At 72.6% G+C, this 18,906-nt stretch carries 16 protein-coding genes and 1 rRNA gene; 13 read left to right on the top strand and 4 right to left on the bottom strand.

The window, feature by feature from the left end:
- The 5 genes from rrf to ABT015_RS34265 form a co-directional block, all read left to right on the top strand.
- A 5S ribosomal RNA gene (gene rrf, locus ABT015_RS38065) occupies window positions 1-70 on the top strand; the annotation flags it as partial.
- Window positions 71-310: 240 nt separating this feature from the next.
- Window positions 311-2,899, top strand: coding sequence for an ATP-binding protein (locus ABT015_RS34280; RefSeq protein ID WP_350886223.1), 2,589 nt, complete (start codon window positions 311-313; stop codon window positions 2,897-2,899).
- A 109-nt stretch (window positions 2,900-3,008) separates the two neighbouring features.
- Window positions 3,009-3,689, top strand: a complete 681-nt coding sequence (locus ABT015_RS34275; protein WP_033351413.1) for a response regulator — start codon at window positions 3,009-3,011, stop codon at window positions 3,687-3,689.
- A gap of 66 nt (window positions 3,690-3,755) precedes the next feature.
- A complete protein-coding gene (locus ABT015_RS34270; RefSeq protein ID WP_063347599.1) occupies window positions 3,756-4,163 on the top strand; it encodes an OB-fold nucleic acid binding domain-containing protein in 408 nt (135 codons plus the stop codon).
- A gap of 2 nt (window positions 4,164-4,165) precedes the next feature.
- Window positions 4,166-4,981 (top strand): DUF3159 domain-containing protein, encoded by an 816-nt coding sequence (locus tag ABT015_RS34265; RefSeq protein WP_350886220.1) that lies wholly within the window; start codon window positions 4,166-4,168, stop codon window positions 4,979-4,981.
- Window positions 4,982-5,073: 92 nt separating this feature from the next.
- On the opposite strand, the gene ABT015_RS34260 is transcribed toward ABT015_RS34265, so the two are convergent.
- Window positions 5,074-5,745, bottom strand: a complete 672-nt coding sequence (locus tag ABT015_RS34260) for a potassium channel family protein (protein ID WP_063347598.1) — start codon at window positions 5,743-5,745, stop codon at window positions 5,074-5,076.
- The gene (locus ABT015_RS34255; protein WP_350886218.1) at window positions 5,745-6,413 is read right to left on the bottom strand and encodes a potassium channel family protein; all 669 of its coding nucleotides are present in this window, start codon (window positions 6,411-6,413) and stop codon (window positions 5,745-5,747) included. Before ABT015_RS34255 ends, ABT015_RS34260 begins: the two co-directional genes overlap by 1 nt.
- Window positions 6,414-6,642: 229 nt before the next feature.
- Between ABT015_RS34255 and ABT015_RS34250 the strand changes: the two genes are divergently transcribed.
- Together ABT015_RS34250 and ABT015_RS34245 are read left to right on the top strand one after the other, a co-directional pair.
- Window positions 6,643-8,712, top strand: a complete 2,070-nt coding sequence (locus ABT015_RS34250) for an APC family permease (protein ID WP_350886216.1) — start codon at window positions 6,643-6,645, stop codon at window positions 8,710-8,712.
- Between the two features lie 383 nt (window positions 8,713-9,095).
- Window positions 9,096-10,442 (top strand): class I SAM-dependent RNA methyltransferase, encoded by a 1,347-nt coding sequence (locus ABT015_RS34245; protein WP_350886232.1) that lies wholly within the window; start codon window positions 9,096-9,098, stop codon window positions 10,440-10,442.
- A gap of 185 nt (window positions 10,443-10,627) precedes the next feature.
- On the opposite strand, the gene ABT015_RS34240 is transcribed toward ABT015_RS34245, so the two are convergent.
- Window positions 10,628-10,825 (bottom strand): hypothetical protein, encoded by a 198-nt coding sequence (locus ABT015_RS34240; RefSeq protein WP_350886214.1) that lies wholly within the window; start codon window positions 10,823-10,825, stop codon window positions 10,628-10,630.
- 419 nt (window positions 10,826-11,244) lie between these two features.
- On the opposite strand from ABT015_RS34240, the gene ABT015_RS34235 reads away from it, so the two are divergent.
- From ABT015_RS34235 to ABT015_RS34220, 4 genes are all read left to right on the top strand, one after another.
- The gene (locus ABT015_RS34235; protein WP_350886212.1) at window positions 11,245-12,204 is read left to right on the top strand and encodes a LysR family transcriptional regulator; all 960 of its coding nucleotides are present in this window, start codon (window positions 11,245-11,247) and stop codon (window positions 12,202-12,204) included.
- 208 nt (window positions 12,205-12,412) lie between these two features.
- Window positions 12,413-15,073 (top strand): collagenase, encoded by a 2,661-nt coding sequence (locus tag ABT015_RS34230; RefSeq protein WP_350886210.1) that lies wholly within the window; start codon window positions 12,413-12,415, stop codon window positions 15,071-15,073.
- A 161-nt stretch (window positions 15,074-15,234) separates the two neighbouring features.
- Complete coding sequence (locus tag ABT015_RS34225; RefSeq protein ID WP_350886208.1) at window positions 15,235-15,471, top strand: toxin-antitoxin system HicB family antitoxin; 237 nt, start codon at window positions 15,235-15,237, stop codon at window positions 15,469-15,471.
- Window positions 15,468-15,890 carry a fic family toxin-antitoxin system, toxin component gene (locus ABT015_RS34220; protein WP_350886206.1) on the top strand — a complete coding sequence of 141 codons (423 nt, stop codon included), beginning with the start codon at window positions 15,468-15,470 and terminating at the stop codon, window positions 15,888-15,890. The genes ABT015_RS34225 and ABT015_RS34220 overlap by 4 nt, the downstream gene beginning before the upstream one ends.
- 74 nt (window positions 15,891-15,964) lie before the next feature.
- On the opposite strand, the gene ABT015_RS34215 is transcribed toward ABT015_RS34220, so the two are convergent.
- Entirely contained in the window at window positions 15,965-16,825 is an 861-nt protein-coding gene (locus tag ABT015_RS34215; protein ID WP_350886204.1) for a GNAT family N-acetyltransferase, read from the bottom strand.
- Between the two features lie 272 nt (window positions 16,826-17,097).
- On the opposite strand from ABT015_RS34215, the gene ABT015_RS34210 reads away from it, so the two are divergent.
- Window positions 17,098-18,069: an ATP-grasp domain-containing protein gene (locus ABT015_RS34210; protein ID WP_350886202.1), complete on the top strand. Its 972-nt coding sequence runs from the start codon at window positions 17,098-17,100 to the stop codon at window positions 18,067-18,069.
- Window positions 18,066-18,872, top strand: a complete 807-nt coding sequence (locus ABT015_RS34205; protein WP_350886200.1) for an ATP-grasp domain-containing protein — start codon at window positions 18,066-18,068, stop codon at window positions 18,870-18,872. The genes ABT015_RS34210 and ABT015_RS34205 overlap by 4 nt, the downstream gene beginning before the upstream one ends.
- Window positions 18,873-18,906: the final 34 nt, after the last annotated feature.

Genomic DNA, 18,906 nt, shown 5'->3' with positions numbered 1-18,906 from the left:
GGAAGCTAAGCCTTACAGCGCCGATGGTACTGCAGGGGGGACCCTGTGGGAGAGTAGGACGCCGCCGAACAATTATTCCGAAAAGACCCCCTCCCATCCGGGAGGGGGTCTTTTTGCATTTCCCGGAGACACGGCAGAAGGCTTTCACACCGGCCCGGCCGAGGGGGTGGGCGCCGTCAATATGTCGCTAAAACCGCATGATCAGTCCACTGATCAGCGGAAAATCGCCGCTCACGCCGTAGTCTCGAAGGGAAGGGGAACAGGTGTCCGGGGGTGGCCCCGGGGCAGAGCCGGATCAAGAATGGTGCTCATGGGACGAGGCAGGCTGCGCATCTACCTTGGGGCGGCCCCCGGGGTCGGCAAGACGTACGCCATGCTCGCCGAGGCGCACCGGCGACAGCAGCGTGGCACGGACGTCGTGGTGGCGTTCGTGGAGGATCACGGCCGGCGGCTCACCGCGGAGCTCGTCGACGGGCTGGAGGTCGTGCCGCGCCAGCAACTGGTGCACCGGGAGGCCGCGTTCACCGAGATGGACGTGGACGCCGTCCTCGCCCGCCGCCCGCAGGTGGCGCTGGTGGACGAGCTGCCGCACACCAACATCCCCGGCTGCCGCAACGCCAAGCGCTGGCAGGACGTCGAGGAGCTGCTGGCGGCCGGGATCGACGTGATCTCCACCGTCAACATCCAGCACCTGGAGTCGCTCGGCGACGCCGTCGAGGGCATCACGGGAGTGCGCCAGCGCGAGACCGTGCCGGACGCGGTGGTGCGCCGGGCCGATCAGATCGAGCTGGTCGACATGTCGCCGCAGGCGCTGCGGCGGCGGCTGGCGCACGGCAACGTGTACGCGCCGGAGAAGATAGACGCGGCGCTGGCCAACTACTTCCGCCCGGGCAACCTGACCGCGCTGCGCGAGCTGGCGCTGCTGTGGACCGCCGACCGGGTCGACGAGTACCTGCAGAAGTACCGGGCCGAGCAGGGCATCGAGGGCACCTGGCAGGCCCGGGAGCGGATCGTGGTGGGCCTGACCGGCGGCCCCGAGGGGGCGACGCTGATCCGGCGGGCGGCTCGGATCGCGGCCCGTGTCTCCGGCGGCGAGCTCCTCGCCGTCCACATCTCCCGCTCGGACGGGCTCTCGGGCACCGGCTCCCCGCAGACGCTGATCGAGCAGCGGGCCCTGGTCGAGAGCCTCGGCGGCTCCTTCCACGCCGTCCTCGGCGACGACCCGGCCGCCGGGCTGCTGGACTTCGCCCGGGGCGTGAACGCGACCCAGATCGTGCTGGGCACCAGCCGCCGGCCGGCCTGGCAGTACCTCTACGGGCCGGGCGTCGGCACCACGGTGACCCGGGAGGCCGGCGACATCGACATCCACATGGTCACCCACGAGCACGCCGGGCACGGCCGCGGGCGGGTGCCGGTGCGCCGGATCACCGATCTGGGCCGCTCCCGCACCATCGCGGGCTGGCTGATCGGGCTGGCGGGTCCGCCGGTGCTGGCGCTGGTGCTGACCGCGATCGGCGGGCTGGGCCTGTCCACCGACATGCTGCTGTTCCTGTCGCTGACGGTGTGCGCGGCGCTGGTCGGCGGGCTGCTGCCGGCGATCGGGTCGGCGCTGGTCGCCTCGTCGGTGCTGAACTACTACTTCACGCCGCCGATCCACACCTTCACGATCAACGAGCCGCAGAACATCATGGCGGTGGCGATATTCACCGTGGTCGGCATCTCGGTCGCCTCCGTGGTCGACCTGGCGGCCCGGCGCACCCACCAGGCCGCCCGCAGCCAGACCGAGGCGCAGACGCTCAGCGCGCTGGCCGGTACCGTGCTGCGCGGCGCGCCGAACGGGGACGGGGTGCTGACCGCGCTGATGGAGCAGGTCCGGGAGACCTTCGGGCAGGAGAGCGCCGCGCTGCTGGAGCGCCCGGAGCCGCTCGGTGCCTGGGTGCCGGTCGCCACCGCCGGGCCGCGCCCGCCGGAGCGGCCGGAGGAGGCCGACGTGGACGTCCCGGTCGGCGACAGCCTGGCGCTGGTGCTGCGCGGCCGGGTGCTGCCGGGGGCGGACCGGCGCCTGCTCGGGGCGTTCGCCGCGCAGGCGGCCGTGGTGCTGGAGCGCCGCCGGCTGGCCCGGGAGGCCGCGGCGGCCCGCCGGGAGGCGGAGGGCAACCGGATCCGCACCGCCCTGCTGGCGGCCGTCTCGCACGACCTGCGCACCCCGCTGGCGGGGATCAAGGCGTCCGTCACTTCGTTGCGGGCGGCCGACGTCGAGTGGGCGCCGGAGGACGAGGCGGAGCTGCTGGCCGGCATCGAGGCCGGGGCCGACCGGCTCGACCACCTGATCAACAACCTGCTGGACATGAGCCGGTTGCAGACCGGCACCGTCACCCCGCTGATCCAGGAGACCGACCTGGACGAGGTGGTGCCGTTCGCCCTCGGCGGGGTGCCGCCCGAGTCGGTGCGCCTCGACGTCCCGGAGACGCTGCCGATGATCCGGGCCGACGGTGGCCTGCTGGAGCGTTCGCTGGCCAACCTGGTCGAGAACGCCGTCAAGTACAGCCCGGACGGCGTCAAGGTGCTGGTCAAGGCCGACGCGCTGCGTCAGCCGGGCGGTTCCGCGCGGGTCGAGCTGCGGATCGTGGACCGCGGCCCGGGCGTGCCCGAGGACGCCAAGGAGCGGATCTTCGCGCCGTTCCAGCGTTACGGGGACGCGCCGCGCGGCGCCGGGGTGGGGCTCGGGCTCGCGGTGGCGCGCGGCTTCGTCGAGGCGATGGACGGTACCGTCACCGCCGAGGACACCCCCGGCGGCGGCCTCACCATGGTCGTCAGCCTGCCCGCCGCCGAGCGTCCGCCGGAACCGGGGGAGGCGGCCGGGGACGGGCACGATCCGCTGTCGCGGCTGATCACGTGACAGCCGGTGGCCTGCCGCTCCGGCCTGTCGTTCCCCGCTTCCGCACGTCGTATGTTCAGCAAGTCCCACAGTCCGTAAGTCCGACAGCCCTGAAAGGCGGAGCCCGTAAATGACCCGGGTCCTCGTCGTGGACGACGAACCGCAGATCGTCCGCGCGCTGGTGATCAACCTCAAGGCCCGCAAGTACGAGGTCGACGCTGCCCATGACGGCGCGAGCGCCCTGGAACTGGCCGCCGCCCGCCATCCCGACGTCGTCGTCCTCGACCTGGGCCTGCCCGACATGGACGGCGTCGAGGTGATCCGCGGCCTGCGCGGCTGGACCCGGGTGCCGATCATCGTGCTGTCGGCCCGGCACGCCTCCGACGAGAAGGTCGAGGCCCTGGACGCCGGCGCCGACGACTACGTCACCAAGCCGTTCGGCATGGACGAACTGCTCGCTCGGATGCGCGCCGCCGTGCGCCGCGCGGAGCCCGTCGCGGGCGAGGACGACTCGCTGGTCGTCACCGAGAGCTTCACCGTCGACCTCGCCGCCAAGAAGGTCAACCGGGACGGCACCGACGTCCGCCTCACCCCGACCGAGTGGCACCTGCTGGAGGTGCTGGTCCGCAACGCCGGCCGGCTGGTCAGCCAGACCCAGCTGCTCCAGGAGGTGTGGGGCCCCGCCTACCGCACCGAGACCAACTACCTGCGGGTCTACCTCGCCCAACTGCGCCGCAAGCTGGAGCGCGACCCCTCGCACCCGCGCCACTTCATCACCGAACCGGGCATGGGCTACCGCTTCGAGAGCTGATCCCGGGGCGCTCCCGGTGGTCGCACGGCCTGCCGCCGGGGGCGCGGAAACCGGTACCCTTCCGACATGAGTGGTGACAACAGCAGCGACCAGCCGCAGGGGCGCTTCCGCCGCATGCTCAGCCGGCTGACATCCTCGGCCGAGGAGTTGCAGGCCGAGGAGCTGCGCCAGGAGAGCGCGGCGGAGTCGGGCTGCACGCCGATCGCCGGCTGCGCGGACCGCGAGCTGGTCACCGTCGCGGGCACGTTGCGCACGGTGACGCTCCGCCCGCGGGCCGGGGTGCCGGCCTTGGAGGCCGAACTCTTCGACGGCACCGAGGCGCTGGACGTGGTCTGGCTCGGCCGCCGCTCGATCGCGGGCATAGAGCCGGGCCGCCGGCTCGTCGCCAGCGGCCGGATCAGCCACGCACGCGGGCGCCGCGTGCTGTTCAACCCCCGCTATGAGCTGCGTCCGGTCGGACACGGGAGCGAATGAGCGTGAGCAACCAGCCCGGCGGCGAGTCCGCCGCCCAGCTTGACCTGGCCGCGAACCACCACGCGCCGCCCGGCCCGCACGGACCCGGGGCCGCGGCCGACGCGGCCGTCCGCGAGGCCGTCGTCGCCACGGAGGCCGCCGACAGCGCGGCCGAGGAGGCCGCCCGCAAGGCCGCCGCCTCCAAGGAGGCGGCCGACACGATCCTGCAGGCCTTCGGCGGCGTGCGCGGCATGATCGACATGACGCTGCCCGGCCTGGTCTTCATCGTCACCTTCAACATCACCCACCAGGTCAGCTCCGCCGCCTGGGCCGCGCTGGGCCTGTGCGCGGTGTTCGTGGTGACCAGGCTGGCCCGGCGGGAGACCGTCCAGCACGCCTTCAGCGGGGTGTTCGGCGTCGCCCTCGGCGCCTGGATCTCGATGAAGAGCGGCCGCGCCGAGGACTTCTACCTGCCCGGCCTGCTGTGGAACGTCGGCTACTGCATCGCCCTGGCGGTCTCCGCCCTGGTGCGCTGGCCGATGATCGGTGTGATGCTCGGCCCGGTCACCGGCGAGATGTTCACCTGGCGCAAGGAGAACCCGGGCCGGTTCGCCGCCTACACCAAGGCGACCTGGGCCTGGGTGGTGATCATGGGCCTCAAGCCGGTGATCCTCTTCCCGCTGTACTTCACCCACAACGTCAACCTGCTCGGCTGGCTCAAGGTCGCCCTCGGCATCCCGCCGATGCTGCTGGCGATGTACGTCACCTGGCAGATCCTGCTCAAGGCGCCGCCGCCGATCAAGGCGCAGTTCGACGACGACGAGGAGCCGGCCCGCTAGCCGGAGCCCCGGCCGGTCCGAACGCGACGGGCGAGGGCCCGCACCCCTGGTGGGTGCGGGCCCTCGCCCGTGTCCGGTCCGCGCCTTCGGCCCTACTGGGCGCCGGAGGACGCCGACAGCAGGTCCTCCAACTCCTCCTCGCGCTCCTGCGCGGCCACGAAGAGCAGCTCGTCGCCGCCCTCCAGGGTGTCGTCCTTGCCCGGCACCAGCACCCGGCCCTCGCGGATGATCGTCACCAGCGCGGTGTCCTGCGGCCAGGCCACGTCGCCCACCCGGGTGCCGACCAGCTCGGTGTCGGCGGCCAGGGTCAGCTCGACCAGGTTGGCGTTGCCCTGGCTGAAGCGCATCAGCCGGACCAGGTCACCGACGCTGACCGCCTCCTCGACCAGGGCGGACATCAGACGCGGGGTGGACACGGCCACGTCCACGCCCCAGGACTCGTTGAAGAGCCACTCGTTCTTCGGGTTGTTCACCCGGGCGACCACCCGCGGCACCGCGTACTCGGTCTTGGCGAGCAGCGAGACGACCAGGTTCACCTTGTCGTCGCCGGTCGCGGCGATCACCACGTGGCAGCGCTGCAGTGCCGCCTCGTCCAGCGAGGTGATCTCGCAGGCGTCGGCCAGCAGCCACTCCGCCATGGGCACCCGCTCCACCGAGATGGAGTTGGGGTTCTTGTCTATCAGCAGGACCTCGTGCCCGTTCTCCAGCAGCTCGCCCGCGATCGAGCGACCCACGGCACCGGCCCCGGCAATGGCGACCCGCATCAGTGACCCTCCTCCTTCGGCCCCTGCGCGAACGCGGCCTCGACCGCCGTCAGGTCGCCCCGGCGCAGCATCACGTGCACCAGGTCGCCCTCCTGCACCACCATCTGGGGCGAGGGCAGCACGCCCTCGCCGAGCCGGGTGACGAACGCCACCCGGGCGCCGGAGGACTCCTCCAGCCCGCTGATGCGGTGGCCGACCCAGCCCGGGTCGTAGGCGACCTCGGCCAGTTGGACGCCGCCGCTCGGGTCCTGCCACAGCGGCTCGGCGCCGCTCGGCAGCAGCCGGCGCAGCATCTGGTCGGCGGTCCACCGGACCGTCGCCACGGTCGGGATGCCCAGGCGCTGGTAGACCTCGGCGCGGCGGGGGTCGTAGATCCGGGCCGCGACGTTCTCCACGCCGAAGTTCTCCCGGGCCACCCGCGCGGCGATGATGTTGGAGTTGTCGCCGCTGGAGACCGCGGCGAACGCGCCGGCCTCCTCGATGCCCGCCTCGCGCAGGGTGTCCTGGTCGAAGCCGACGCCGGTCACCCGGCGCCCGTTGAACCCGGCGCCCAGCCGACGGAACGCGGTCGGGTCCTGGTCGACCACGGCCACCGAGTGGCCCTGTTTCTCCAGGGCTCTGGCGAGGGCCGAGCCCACGCGGCCGCAGCCCATGATGACGATGTGCACCGGCGCTACCTCACCCGTCCCGTAGGGTTCTTGACCTGCGCAAACACCGTTCATCTCCCTTTCCCGCCCGGCTTCCCTGGGCGAGCGTTCTCGTGGGGCGCCGACTCACAACGTGAGTGTTGCCCGCCGACTCGTATCCGACACGCTAGCCGGTCCACAGAACGCGGTCGCGACGAAGGGGGGGACAAACGGCGGAGCCCGGCCCGGGAAGCCCCTACGATTCCTTAACGTGCCTATGCCGACTGACCTACCGAAACGCATCCTGATCGGGCGCGCCCTGCGCAGCGACAAACTGGGCGAAACACTTCTGCCCAAGCGGATCGCGCTGCCCGTCTTCGCCTCGGACGCGCTCTCCTCGGTCGCGTACGCCCCCGAGGAGATCCTGCTGACGCTCTCCGTGGCGGGTGCCTCGGCGATCCACTTCTCCTGGCAGATCGGCGTCGTCGTCGCGATCGTGATGCTCGCGGTGGTCGCCTCCTACCGGCAGAACGTGCACGCCTACCCGAGCGGCGGCGGCGACTACGAGGTCGCGACCGTCAACCACGGGCCCAAGTCGGGGCTCGTCGTCGCCAGCGCCCTGATGGTCGACTACGTGCTCACCGTGGCCGTCTCGACGACCTCGGGCGTCGCCAACGTCGTCTCCGCCGTCCCCGCGCTGCGCGGCCACGAACTGACCCTGTCGGTCATCGTCGTGGTGGTGCTGATGGGCATGAACCTGCGCGGCGTCCGCGAATCCGGCACCGCCTTCGCCGTCCCGACGTACGCCTTCATGATCGGCGTCATCGGCATGGTCGGCTACGGCTTCGTCCGGCACTTCCTGTTCGGCCAGGACATGCCCGCCGAGAGCTCCGGCTTCCACCTCGCCGCCACCCCCGGAAACGACTCGCTGGCCGGGTTCGCCATGGTGTTCCTGCTGCTCAAGTCGTTCTCCTCCGGCTGCGCCGCGCTCACCGGCGTGGAGGCCATCTCCAACGGCGTGCCGGCCTTCCGCAAGCCCAAGAGCAAGAACGCCGCCACCACCCTGCTGATGATGGCCAGCATCGCCGTGGTGATGTTCATGGGCATCATCTGGCTGGCCCGCCTCACCGGCGTCCAGATGGCCGAGAACCCGGCCGAGCAGCTCGTCGGCTCCTCGCCCGGCTACCACCAGAAGACCGCGCTCGCCCAGATCAGCGAAGCCGTCTTCAACAACTTCACGCCCGGCTTCTACTTCGTCGCCGCCGTCACCGGCCTGATCCTGGTGCTCGCCGCGAACACCGCCTTCAACGGCTTCCCGGTGCTCGGCTCGATCCTCGCCCAGGACCGCTACCTGCCGCGCCAGCTGCACACCCGCGGCGACCGGCTGGCCTTCTCCAACGGCATCATCCTGCTGGCGATCGCCGCGATCCTGTTCGTCATCGCCTTCGACGCGGACCCCAACCGGCTGATCCAGCTCTACATCGTCGGCGTCTTCGTCTCCTTCAACATGAGCCAGTCCGGCATGATCCGGCACTGGACCAGGCTGCTGCGCACCGAGACCGACCCGGCCAAGCGCCGCCACATGCAGCGCAGCCGGGCGATCAACACCTTCGGCCTGGTGATGACCATGGCCGTGCTGATCGTCGTCCTGGTCACCAAGATCAGCCACGCCTGGATCGCGATCGCCGCGATGGTCGTGCTCTTCGTGATGATGAAGGGCATCCGCCGCCACTACGACCGGGTCTCCGAGGAGCTCACCGCCGCCGAGGAGCCGGACGACGTGGTGCTGCCCACCCGGGTGCACGCCATCGTGCTGGTCTCCAAGCTGCACAAGCCCGCGCTGCGCGCCCTCGCCTACGCCAGGCTCGCCCGCGCCCACACCCTGGAAGCCGTCACCGTCAACGTCGACCCGGCCGACACGGCGGCGCTGCGCCGGGAATGGGACGAGCGCGGCATCGAGGTGCCGCTCAAGGTGCTGGACTCGCCGTTCCGCGAGATCACCGGGCCCGTCCTCGACTACGTGAAGAACCTGCGCCGCAGCAGCCCGCGCGAGGTGGTGTCGGTCTACATCCCCGAGTACGTGGTCGGCCACTGGTACGAGCACCTGCTGCACAACCAGAGCGCGCTGCGGCTCAAGGGACGGCTGCTGTTCAAGCCCGGGGTGATGGTCACCTCGGTGCCGTGGCAGCTGGAGTCCTCCGAGCGGCGCAAGCCGCAGAAGGCCTGGTCGGCGCCGGGTGCCGTCCGGCGTGGCGAGCCTCGGGCGCCGAAGGCCGTAAAGTCGAAGGTCCCCGTTATGCCAGACGCCACCGCTGACAGCAGCAAGGACTCCGCCCAGTGACCCGCAACACCCCGTCCCGCTCCTCCGGATCCTCGGGCAAGGGCGCCCGCAAGGGCGCCGCCAAGCCCGGCAAGGTCGCCCGGCCGCGCTGGGGCAAGCCCGTGCGCCCGGCCGCCACCGACCGCGACGGCTTCACCGCGCAGACCGCGCCGCTCGCGCCGGGCGAGCCCGCTCCCGCGCGTCCGGCGGAAGCCGACACGGGGAAGCCGAAGGCCGCCCGTACGCAGAAGACCGACGGTGCGCAGAAGGCCGAGCGCACGCAGAAGGCCGAGCGCTCCAAGGACGGTGCGCCGAAGGGCGACCGTGCGCAGGGCTCCCGCGCGCAGGCGCCCCGCACGCCGGGGGAGCGGCCGCGCAAGCAGGCGGTGCGGCCGCCGAAGGCGCTGCGCACCGCGCCGCGGGCCGCGCGGCCCGAGACGCCGTCCGGCGATCCGCTGGCCGGCCAGCGCTACGAGGTCGAGGTCGGCCCGGTCGCGCACGGCGGCGGCCACTGCGTGGCCCGGCACGAGGGCCGGGTGCTGTTCGTCCGGCACGCGCTGCCCGGCGAGAAGGTGGTCGCACTGGTCACCGAGGGCACCTCCACCTCCCGGTTCCTGCGGGCCGACGCGGTCGAGATCCTGGAGCCCGCCAAGGAGCGGATCACGCCGCCGTGCCCGTTCTCCGGGCCCGGCAAGTGCGGCGGCTGCGACTGGCAGCACGTCACCCCGGGCGGGCAGCGCAAGCTCAAGGGGCAGGTGCTGACCGAGCAGCTGGCCAAGCTGGCCGGCCTCACCCCGGCCGAGGCCGGCTGGGACGGCAGTGTCGAGCCGGTCGGCGGCAAGCTGCCGGCCGGGCAGGTGCCGACCTGGCGCACCCGCGTGCAGTACGCCGTGGACCAGGAGACCGGGAAGGTCGGCCTGCGCAAGCACCGCTCGCACGACGTGCAGCCGGTGGACCGCTGCCTGATCGCCGCCGAGGGCGTCACCGAACTCGGCATCGAGGCCCGCGACTGGCCGGGCATCGCCTCGGTCGAGGTGATCGCCGCGAGCGGCTCCTCGGACCGCCAGGTGGTGCTCACCCCGCGTTCCGGCGCCCAGCTGCCGCTGGTCGAGCTGGACAAGCCGGTGTCGATCGCCCGGGTGGACGACCAGGGCGACATCCACCGCGTGCACGGCCGCAGCTTCGTGCGCGAGCGGGCGACCGGGCGGACCTGGCGGGTCAGCAACGGCGGCTTCTGGCAGATCCACCCCGAGGCGCCGGACACCCTGGTCGACGCCGTCCTCGACGGCCTGGACCCGCAGTGGGGCGAGAACGCGCTCGACCTGTACTGCGGCGTCGGCCTGTTCGCGGGCGCGCTGGCCGACCGGGTCGGCGAGGAGGGCGCGGTGCTCGGCATCGAGTCCTCCAAGCAGGCCGTGGCCGACGCCCGGCACAACCTGGCCGCGCTGGACAACGTGCGGATCGAGTGCGACCGCGTCGAGACGCTGCTGCCGCGCACCGGCATCACCGCCACCGACCTGATCGTCCTGGACCCGCCGCGCTCGGGCGCCGGGCGCGAGACCGTCGCGCACCTGGTCGGGCTGGAGGCGCGCCGGATCGCGTACGTCGCCTGCGACCCGGCGGCGCTCGCCCGGGACCTGGCGTTCTTCCGCGAGGGCGGCTACCGGCCGGTCTCGCTGCGGGCCTTCGACCTGTTCCCGATGACGCACCACTTCGAGTGCGTGGCGGTCCTGGAGCCGATCGGGAAGTGACCCGGCGGCCCTCCGGGGTGCCGGTCGGCTTCGACGGGCGCTGATTGCGTTCGCGAGGGGTCGCGAGGGGTCGCGGGGGGTCCGGGGGAGTTCGGGAGAGTTCGGCCGAGTTCGGCCGAGTTCGGTAGCGGAGGCGGTACCCGTTCACGCGGGTGCCGCCTCCTCGCCGTTCCGGTGCGGGACGGTCAGGGCCGGTTGTGCTCCTCTTCGTCGGCACTGTGCGGAAGGTCGATCCCGTGCTGGGCGGCGAGCCGGAGCAGTCCGGCGATCCGGCCCTCGTACGCCTGGACGCCGTCGGCGTCTCCTTCGGTCCGGGCCGTTGCGAGGTCCCGGCGGGCCTGGGCGAGCTGCTCGCGCAGCTCCTGGTCGAACATGGCTGTCATTGCCGGCCTCCAGACCGGTCGGTGCCGCTCCGCGGAACGCTCAGGAGAGTTCAGAGTCCCGGAAGGCGAAGAACTCTTCAAGTCTCGCTCGCCCCGGCGGGGTGGCGTCGGGCGGGGTGGCGTCGGAGAGCTTCGGAGGGGCTTCGCGGGGCCGGCGTCGGGCGCGGTGGCGGGTGCCAGGCAGGGCGGCCGCCGGGGTGCGGGTCAGGGAGTGGTCAGGGGGACGCAATGTGCCGGTAAAGGCCGCTGCCCGCGCCGCCGTTCGGCTCCCGGAGGGGGCTTGACGAGGTGATTCGCGCGGGGCGAAGGTGAGCGGCCGACATGTCATGTGTGCTGTTGCACAGCCACCGCCGGGGCCGCACCCTCCCGCCCGGAGCGGTCGGCCGGGAGGGTGCGGCCCTTGCGTGAGGGGGAGGGTCATGGAGCTGGAACTGCGGCACCTTCGCGTGCTGTGCGCCATCGCCGACACGGGGAGCGTCGGCAGGGCCGCCGTCCTGCTCGGCGCCTCGCAGCCCGCGACCAGTACGCAACTGCGCCGGATCGAACGCCACCTGGGCGCGCCGCTGTTCGAGCGCACGGCCGTGGGCGTCGCGCCGACCTGCTTCGGCGTCGAGGTGGTGGCCGCCGCGCGCGACCTTCTCACCCGCGCCGACTGCCTCGGCCGCCGCCCGGCGGCCCCCGGCGAGCCGGCCCGCCAGGAGCTGCGGCTGGCCGCGACCATCTCTCCGATCCTGCCCGCACTGGTCACCAGGGCCCGGCACCAGCGGCCCGACCAGCGCTTCACGGTGACCTCCGTCTACCGCTCGTCGGACATCGTCGACCTGCTGGAGCAGGGTGACGCGGAGGCCGCCGTGGCCGTCGACTACCCGGGCCGGGAACTGCGCCACTCGCCGGCCGTCGCGCACCGCGGCATCGTCACCGAGCCGGCCTTCGTCGCGCTCCCGGCGGGCCACCGGCTCCGGCACCGCACCGAGATCGCCCTGGTGGACCTGGCCGAGGAGGACTGGTTCCTCACCCCCGACGACGGGGCCGGCTGGCACGGCGTGTTCTACGGCGCGTGCGCCGCAGCGGGCTTCACCCCGGCGACCGTCCACGAATTCCTCGGCGGGCGGCTGGAGCTGCAGGAGATGATCTCCGCCGGGCTCGGGATCTCCGTCGTCCAGGCGACCACCAGGCCGCTGGCCGAAGTGGTGGTCAAGCCGCTCGCCGGGACGCCGATCTGGGTCCGCCACCTGCTGGCCTGGCGGGCCGCCGGGGTGAGCGGCGAGGTGGTGGAGACGCTGTTCGGCGCGGCGGCCGCGGCCTACCGGGACCTGATCGCCAGTTCGCCGACCTTCCAGGCCTGGGCGGCGCGGACGTACCGGCCGGTCCGGCCGTAGGGAGGCCGGCCGGGTCGGCCGGTAGTGCGGTCGGGTCCGACGGTGGGGCGGTCAGGTCCGGCGCTGGGGCGGTGTTATGCCGGACGCGGTCGATGTCATATGACCTGTGACATTGTTCTGACGGGTCGCCCGATGGCAGGATCACGTCGACTTCCCCCAAGCCTCGGCAGTCGTCCAGTCACCTCCCCCACAGGAGAAGGACCCCGCAGTGCGCCTTCGCATACCCCTCCCCACGCTCATGGCCGGCGTCGTCGCCGGCTGTGCCACCGCCGCCACCCTGCTGCCCGTCCCGGCGCTCGCCGCGTCCGGGCCGGCCGCCCAGCCGTCGGCCGGTGCCCGGTCGTCCGCCGCCGCCCCGGCGTCGGCCGACACCGCGGCGGCCGTCCCGAAGCCGCTGGGGGCCTTCCTCGCGGCCGATCCCTCCGAGGCCGCCGCCCCCGCCGCCAAGCCGCTGCCGCCGGCGCTGTTGGGCCAGGTCGTGATGGGCCAGCCGGCCGGCACCGTCGTGCAGACCGCGCCCCGCCCGGCCCAGCCGCACGCACCCGCGGCCAAGCCGGGCAACTCGGCTTCCCAGCAGGGCAGTTCCTCCCGTGCCGCGGCCGGTGCGGCTCGCGCCGTCGCTGGTGCGGCCGGTGCCGCCGCGGCGAGCTGCGCCCCCGCCGACTTCGGCGGGCGCAGCGGCGCCGACCTGGTCTCCTTCCTCGAAGGCTCGACCACGGACTGCGTGAACACGCTGTTCAACGTCACCGGCGCCGACGCGGGCAGGATCTTCAAGGAATCCCAGATGCTCACCGTCGCCAACGCCTACCAGGGCCTGGCGGCGAACTACACCGGGGACAACTCGACCGGCATCCTGCAGCTCGTGCTCTTCCTGCGGGCCGGGTACTACGTCCAGTCCAACAACGCGGACGCGGTCGGCCCCTACGACGCGGCGCTCACCACCGCCTCCAAGGCCGGGCTCGACGCCTTCTTCGCCGGCCGGCACTGGACCGACGTCACCGACAACAACGGCACCGTGCTCAACGAGGTGCTGGTCCTGACCGACAGCGCCAACCTGCAGGGCAGCTACCTGGGCGTCTACAAGCAGGTGCTGACCAGCTACAACAACTCGTACAACGCCTTCCCGAAGATGCTCAAGGCGGTCAACGCGGTGCTGTCCGCGCCGCTGTGGCGGGGCAACTGGAACAGCGACTTCGTCAGCGCGGTCGGCGCCGACCCGAGCATCGGCACCGTCCTGGGCGACTTCGCGCTCAACCACAAGGACCTGCTCGGCACCGCCAACGCCTACCTCGACGTCAACGCCGGCAACGACCTCGGCCGGATGGCCGGCGACGGCCCCGTCGTCGAGGCCGCGGTCAAGGGGAAGGTCAAGGAGGTGCTCGACGGCGCCCAGATCACCGGCGTCACCGGCCCGTTGTACGTCCACACCGCCTACCAGGCCAACGCGTTCGACCCCGGCCAGTGCTCGTACTACGGCACCTGCGACCTGCCGGCGAAGCTGACCGCGGCGGTGCTGCCGAACCAGCTGGTCTGCGACAACCGCACCATCCAGACCGAGTCGCTGTCGCCCGCCGACCTGGCCGCCGTCTGCACCAGCCTGCGCGGCGAGGACACCTTCTTCCACAACCTGGTGAAGGACAACGGCCCGGTCAACCCGTACGGCAAGAACATGACCCTCGCGGTCTTCGCCAACCAGGCCGACTACCTGAACTACTCCTGGGCGATCTTCGGGAACTCCACCGACAACGGCGGCCAGACCGTCATGGACCCGACCGACCCGAACAACCGCGCCGTGTGCGTCATGTACCAGAAGTCGTGGAACGACGGCTTCACCGCCAACGTGTGGAACCTCAACCACGAGTACACGCACTACCTCGACGGCATCTACGACATGAAGGGCAACTTCTCCACCGAGATCTCCGTGCCCGACATCTGGTGGATCGAGGGCGTCGCCGAGTACGAGTCCTACGCCTACCGCGGCACCACCGACACCCAGGCGATGGCCGAGGCCGCCAAGCACACCTACAAGCTCAGCACCGTCTTCCAGAACACGTACGGCAACTCGGACTCGGTGCGTACCTACCCGTGGGGCTACCTCGCCGTCCGGTACATGTTCGAGAAGCACCCGGCCGACGTCTACGCCATGCTCGGCCACTTCCGCACCGGTGACTACCAGGGCGGCTACGCGGTCTACAACGGCATCGGCACCGGCTACGACGCCGACTTCGACGCCTGGCTCGACGGCTGCGCCGCCGGCGCCTGCTACGCGGCCGGCCCGACCGCGCTGTTCGCCCAGGCCGTCAACGGCGCCACCGTCACGCTGACCGACAAGTCCGTCCAGACCGGCCCCGGCCAGATCACCGCCTGGCACTGGACCTTCGGCGACGGAACCTCCTCCGACGAGCGGAACCCGAGCCACGGCTACGCCGCCGCGGGCACGTACACCGTCGCCCTGACCGTCACCGACGCCACCGGCAGGACCGCCAGCACCCCGGCCTCGGTCACCGTCACCACCGGCACCGGCGGCGGCACCACCCTGCCGACCTGCACCGACCCGCGCACCGACGCGCTCGGGCAGAACTGCTCCCGGTCCAACCTCACCGCCACCGCCGGCAACCTCGACTACCTCTACGTCTACCTGCCGGCCGGTGTCAGCACCCTGAAGATCAGCACCTCCGGCGGCACCGGCACCGCGTACCTGTACTACAACGCGGACACCTGGGCCTCGCCGAACGCCTTCACCGCCTCCTCCACCAACGCCGGCGGCACGCAGAGCATCACCGTCACCAACCCGACGGCCGGCTACCGCTACATCAGCCTCTACGCCAACACCGACTTCAGCGGGGTGACGGTCAGCACCCAGTTCTGATCCGGTCCCGCGTCCGCTCCCGGGCGGCCACGCCCGCGGCACCCTGCCGCGGGCGTGGCCGCCCGGTGTGCGTGGGGGCGCCTGCCGGGCGTCCGTGGGGGCGTCCGCCCGGCGTGCGCGCGCCCTTGTTGTGCTAGCACTTCAGCGCTAGCTTGAGATTCATGGGTAAGAAGCAGCTGAACGTCCGGGTGGACGCCACGACCGCGGAGATGGCCCGGGAACGGGCGGAGCAGCAGGGGATCAGCATGAACCAGTACATCGAGCGCCTGGTCCAGCAGGACATGGGCGAGGCGGGGCGGGCCTTCGTCGACGCCGCCGCCCAGTTCATGAAGGAGTACGAGACGGCCTTCCTGGCCGAGTTCGCGGAGTCCGGCGACCTGAAGGACGTGCGCCGTTGAAGCTGGAGGTCGACCTCTCGTGGCTGCTCATGACCGCCGAGCAGTACACGCCCGGTGACCCGCAGGTCACCGACTACGGGTCGTTGCTCGCGGCCGTCGCCCGGCACCAGGCCGAGATCTTCGACATCGACGTCTACCCCGAACCGCAGGACCGCGCCGCCGCCCTGATGCACCAGCTGATCCGGGTGCCGGCCCTGGAGAAGACCAACGAGCTCTACGCGACCGCCGTCGCCTACGCCTACCTCGTCGCCAGCGGCTGCACCGTCGCCACCACCGCCCGCGAGGTGCGCAGCCTCGCCCGGGCCATCCGGGAGGGGCGGCTCGGCGTGTCCGGCGTCGCCGAACGGCTGGCGGGGTGGGTCGTCGACGAGGCCGAGGGGGAGGGCGTCAGCGGGGCGGAGGACGAGGACGACGACTGACCGGGTGGGCTTCCGTCCGGTCGCGTCGTCCCCGTCGTCCGCCCCGCAGAGCTCCGGTCGGTGCGCTCGGCAGGTCAGTCGCCGGGCCGGTCCGGGGCCGGCTCGGCGATCAGGGCCGTCGCGAACGGGCGGAAGCCCGCCCGGCGGTAGATCCGGGCGACCTCCTCGTCGGCGGCGGACAGGAACACCGTCCGCACGCCGTTCGCCCGCGCGTGCGCGACCAGGGCCGCGGTGACCGCCAGACCCAGCCCGCGCCGCCGCGCGGCCGGCAGCGTCCCGACCCCGGCCACCTCGGTGACCGCGCCCACCGGATTGTGCTGGCCCGCGCACAGCGCGGACCCGTCCTCCAGCGCGGCGGCCAGCACGGTGGCGCCGTCGGTGATCCGCCGTGCGATCCGCGCCACCGCGCCCTCCGCCGTCAACCGCCCTGCGGCCTCCGCCAGTTCGGTGGCGCCCACGACACCCACGCCGGTGCCGGGATCGGCGAACGCCAGGTGCGCAACGGCGACCGCCGACGCCAGCTCCGGCGCGTCCGCGCCCAGCACCTCCACCCGCACCTCCTCCGGCAGCTCGGGCGCCGGGGCCGGCTCGTCCTGCGGGCCCAGCACCAGCAGCGGGTGCTCGTGGACCGCAAGCCCGGCCGCCTCCACCGCGGCCCGCAGCTCGGGACTCCGCTCGGCCACCCACTCGAAGGCCTCCGGCTCGCCCAGCTCCCGCTGGCGGGCCAGCACCCGCAGGACGTCCTCGGCGGTGGTGGCGGGGCCGTCGTGGTCGAGCGTGGGGCGGGCGTAGTAGGGCCAGCCCGCGCTCTCGCGGACGAACAGGGTCAGCGGGCCGAAGTCCTCGGCCCGTGCGGCGCTGCGCGGCACCGCGTCGTAGTAGCGCTCGATCGCGTCGAGGAGGGAAGGGTCGGGATCATGATCGACAGAAGTCACGGCGTGCATCCAAGCAGGGGCGTCGGGGGCCCGCCACCGTATTGTTCCCGGGCTTCGCGCCGGGGACGCCAGGGGCGGTGACGGGCGGGGCGGTGCGTCGCGCCGGAGGCGCCGAAGGACGGGGTGGTGCGGGCGCCTGATTGTTGCCGAACGCTTACCGGCTCGCAGCGATCTTGTGCGTATACCGCGTGGCATGCTGATGCCTTGACAGCTCTGCCGAAGGGGGACGGCGGACGTCCGCACTCGGCTCGGCAAGGGGGGAAGACAGGCCCATGAGGCTCTGCTTTCTGGTGGAGGAGCACTACCGGCACGACGGCATGCCGCTCGACGTGGCACGCCGGCTCACCGCGTGGGGGCACCGGGTGGACGTGCTGCGCCCCGGGGACTCGCTGATGGCGGTCTCCGAGGCGATCCGGGCCGGCAGCCACGACGCCTGGGTGCTCAAGACCGTCTCCGGCGGGCCCGGACTGACCCTGCTGGACGCGGCCGCCGCCGTCGGCCTCACCACCGTCAACGACGTCCGCTCCATCCGCGGCGTCCGCGACAAGGCGCTCGCCTCCGTCATCGCCAGCACTCGCGGCCTGCCCGTCCCCGTCACCTACGCCACCGCTCGCTGGGAACGGCTCGCCGAGATCCCGGCCGCCGAGTACCCGCTCGTCGTCAAGCCCGCCGACGGCAGCTCCGGTCGGGCCGTCCGGCTCGTGCCCAGCCCCGACCACCTCCTCGACCTCGGCGCCGAACTCGCCGACGAGGGGCTGTTGATCGCCCAGCCCTACGTGCCCAACTCCGGCACCGACCTCAAGGTGTACTGCGTCGACGGCGAGCTCTTCGCGACGGAACGTTCCTCCCCGCTCCACCCCGGACAGGGCGTGCGCGAACGGCAGGTCCCGTTGTCCGGGGAGGTCGCGCGGATCGCGGCGCAGGTCGGTGAGGTGTTCGGGCTCGACCTGTACGGCGTCGACGTGCTGCTCGGGCCGGACGGGCCGGTGGTCGTCGACATCAACGACTTCCCGAGCTTCCGCCAGGTGCCGGACGCGGTCGCCAGGGTCTCCCGGGCGGTGCTGCGGCTCGCGCGCAGCGGGACGGCCGTGTCGGCGCCCGCGCCCGCGCTGGTGCCGGCGGGTGGTGGCGCGGGGTACGGGCAACTGGGCTTCGGTCGTGGGGAGTTCGGCGGGGCCGGCTTGGGCGGGGGCGGCTTTGGCGGGGTCGGTCTGGGCGGGGATCGCCTGGGCGGGGCGATATGAGGATCGGCCTGATCACCGCCGACCCCGGACACCCGGTGCTCGCGGCGACCGCCGCCCTGCTGGCGGACCGGCACGAGGTGACGATCGTCGACCCTGACGGCCCGGCGGGACCGGCGCTCGCCGACGTCTATCTGCTCAAGGCGCACACCCGTCGATCCCTCTCCCTCGCACGAGAGTTGGAGCGGCGCGGGGCGCCTGTCATCAACTCGGCCGCGGCCACCGAACTCTGCCAGGACCGGGTGCGGATGGCCGAACTCGCGCGCGCAGCCGACCTGCCCTTCGCGGCCACCAGCGACGCCGGGCGGCTCGCCGAACTCGCTTATTCCGCCTACCCGTTCGTCGTCAAGAGCCGGAACAGTCGGCGCCACGACCTGGTCGCCCGGGTCGACGGCCCGGCCCGGTTGCGCGAACTCGTCGCGCGCTGGCCCGACGAGCCCGTCGTCACCCAGCCGTTCGTCCCGGGGACCGGCTGGGACCAGAAGCTGTGGGTGATCGACCGGCAGGTGTTCGCCGCCCGGCGGCGGTCCGAACTCGCCGACGAACAGGGGGAGTCGGGACGGGGGCAGGAGTGGGAGCCGCCCGCCGAACGGGCCGCCCTCGCCCTGCGCGTCGGCGAGGTGTTCGGGCTCGACGTCTACGGCGTCGACCTGCTCGACGGGCCCGCCGAACCCGTCATCGTCGACGTCAACGCCTTCCCCGGCATCCGTGGCCGGCCGGGCGCGCCCGAGGCGCTCGCCGCCCTCGCCCTGCGCGTCGCGGCGGAGCGCGGGCTCCGGAGCGTCGCGCAGGGGCGGGATCGGTAGGCCGGGCAGCGGGCCGTCGGGGTCGGGCGGGGTC

The sequence above is a fragment of the Kitasatospora sp. NPDC094016 genome, from assembly GCF_040304045.1.
In the GTDB taxonomy this organism is placed as follows: Bacteria; Actinomycetota; Actinomycetes; order Streptomycetales; family Streptomycetaceae; genus Kitasatospora.
Note: the sequence above shows the minus strand (reverse complement) of the source record. Positions and strands in the feature narration are given on the sequence as shown.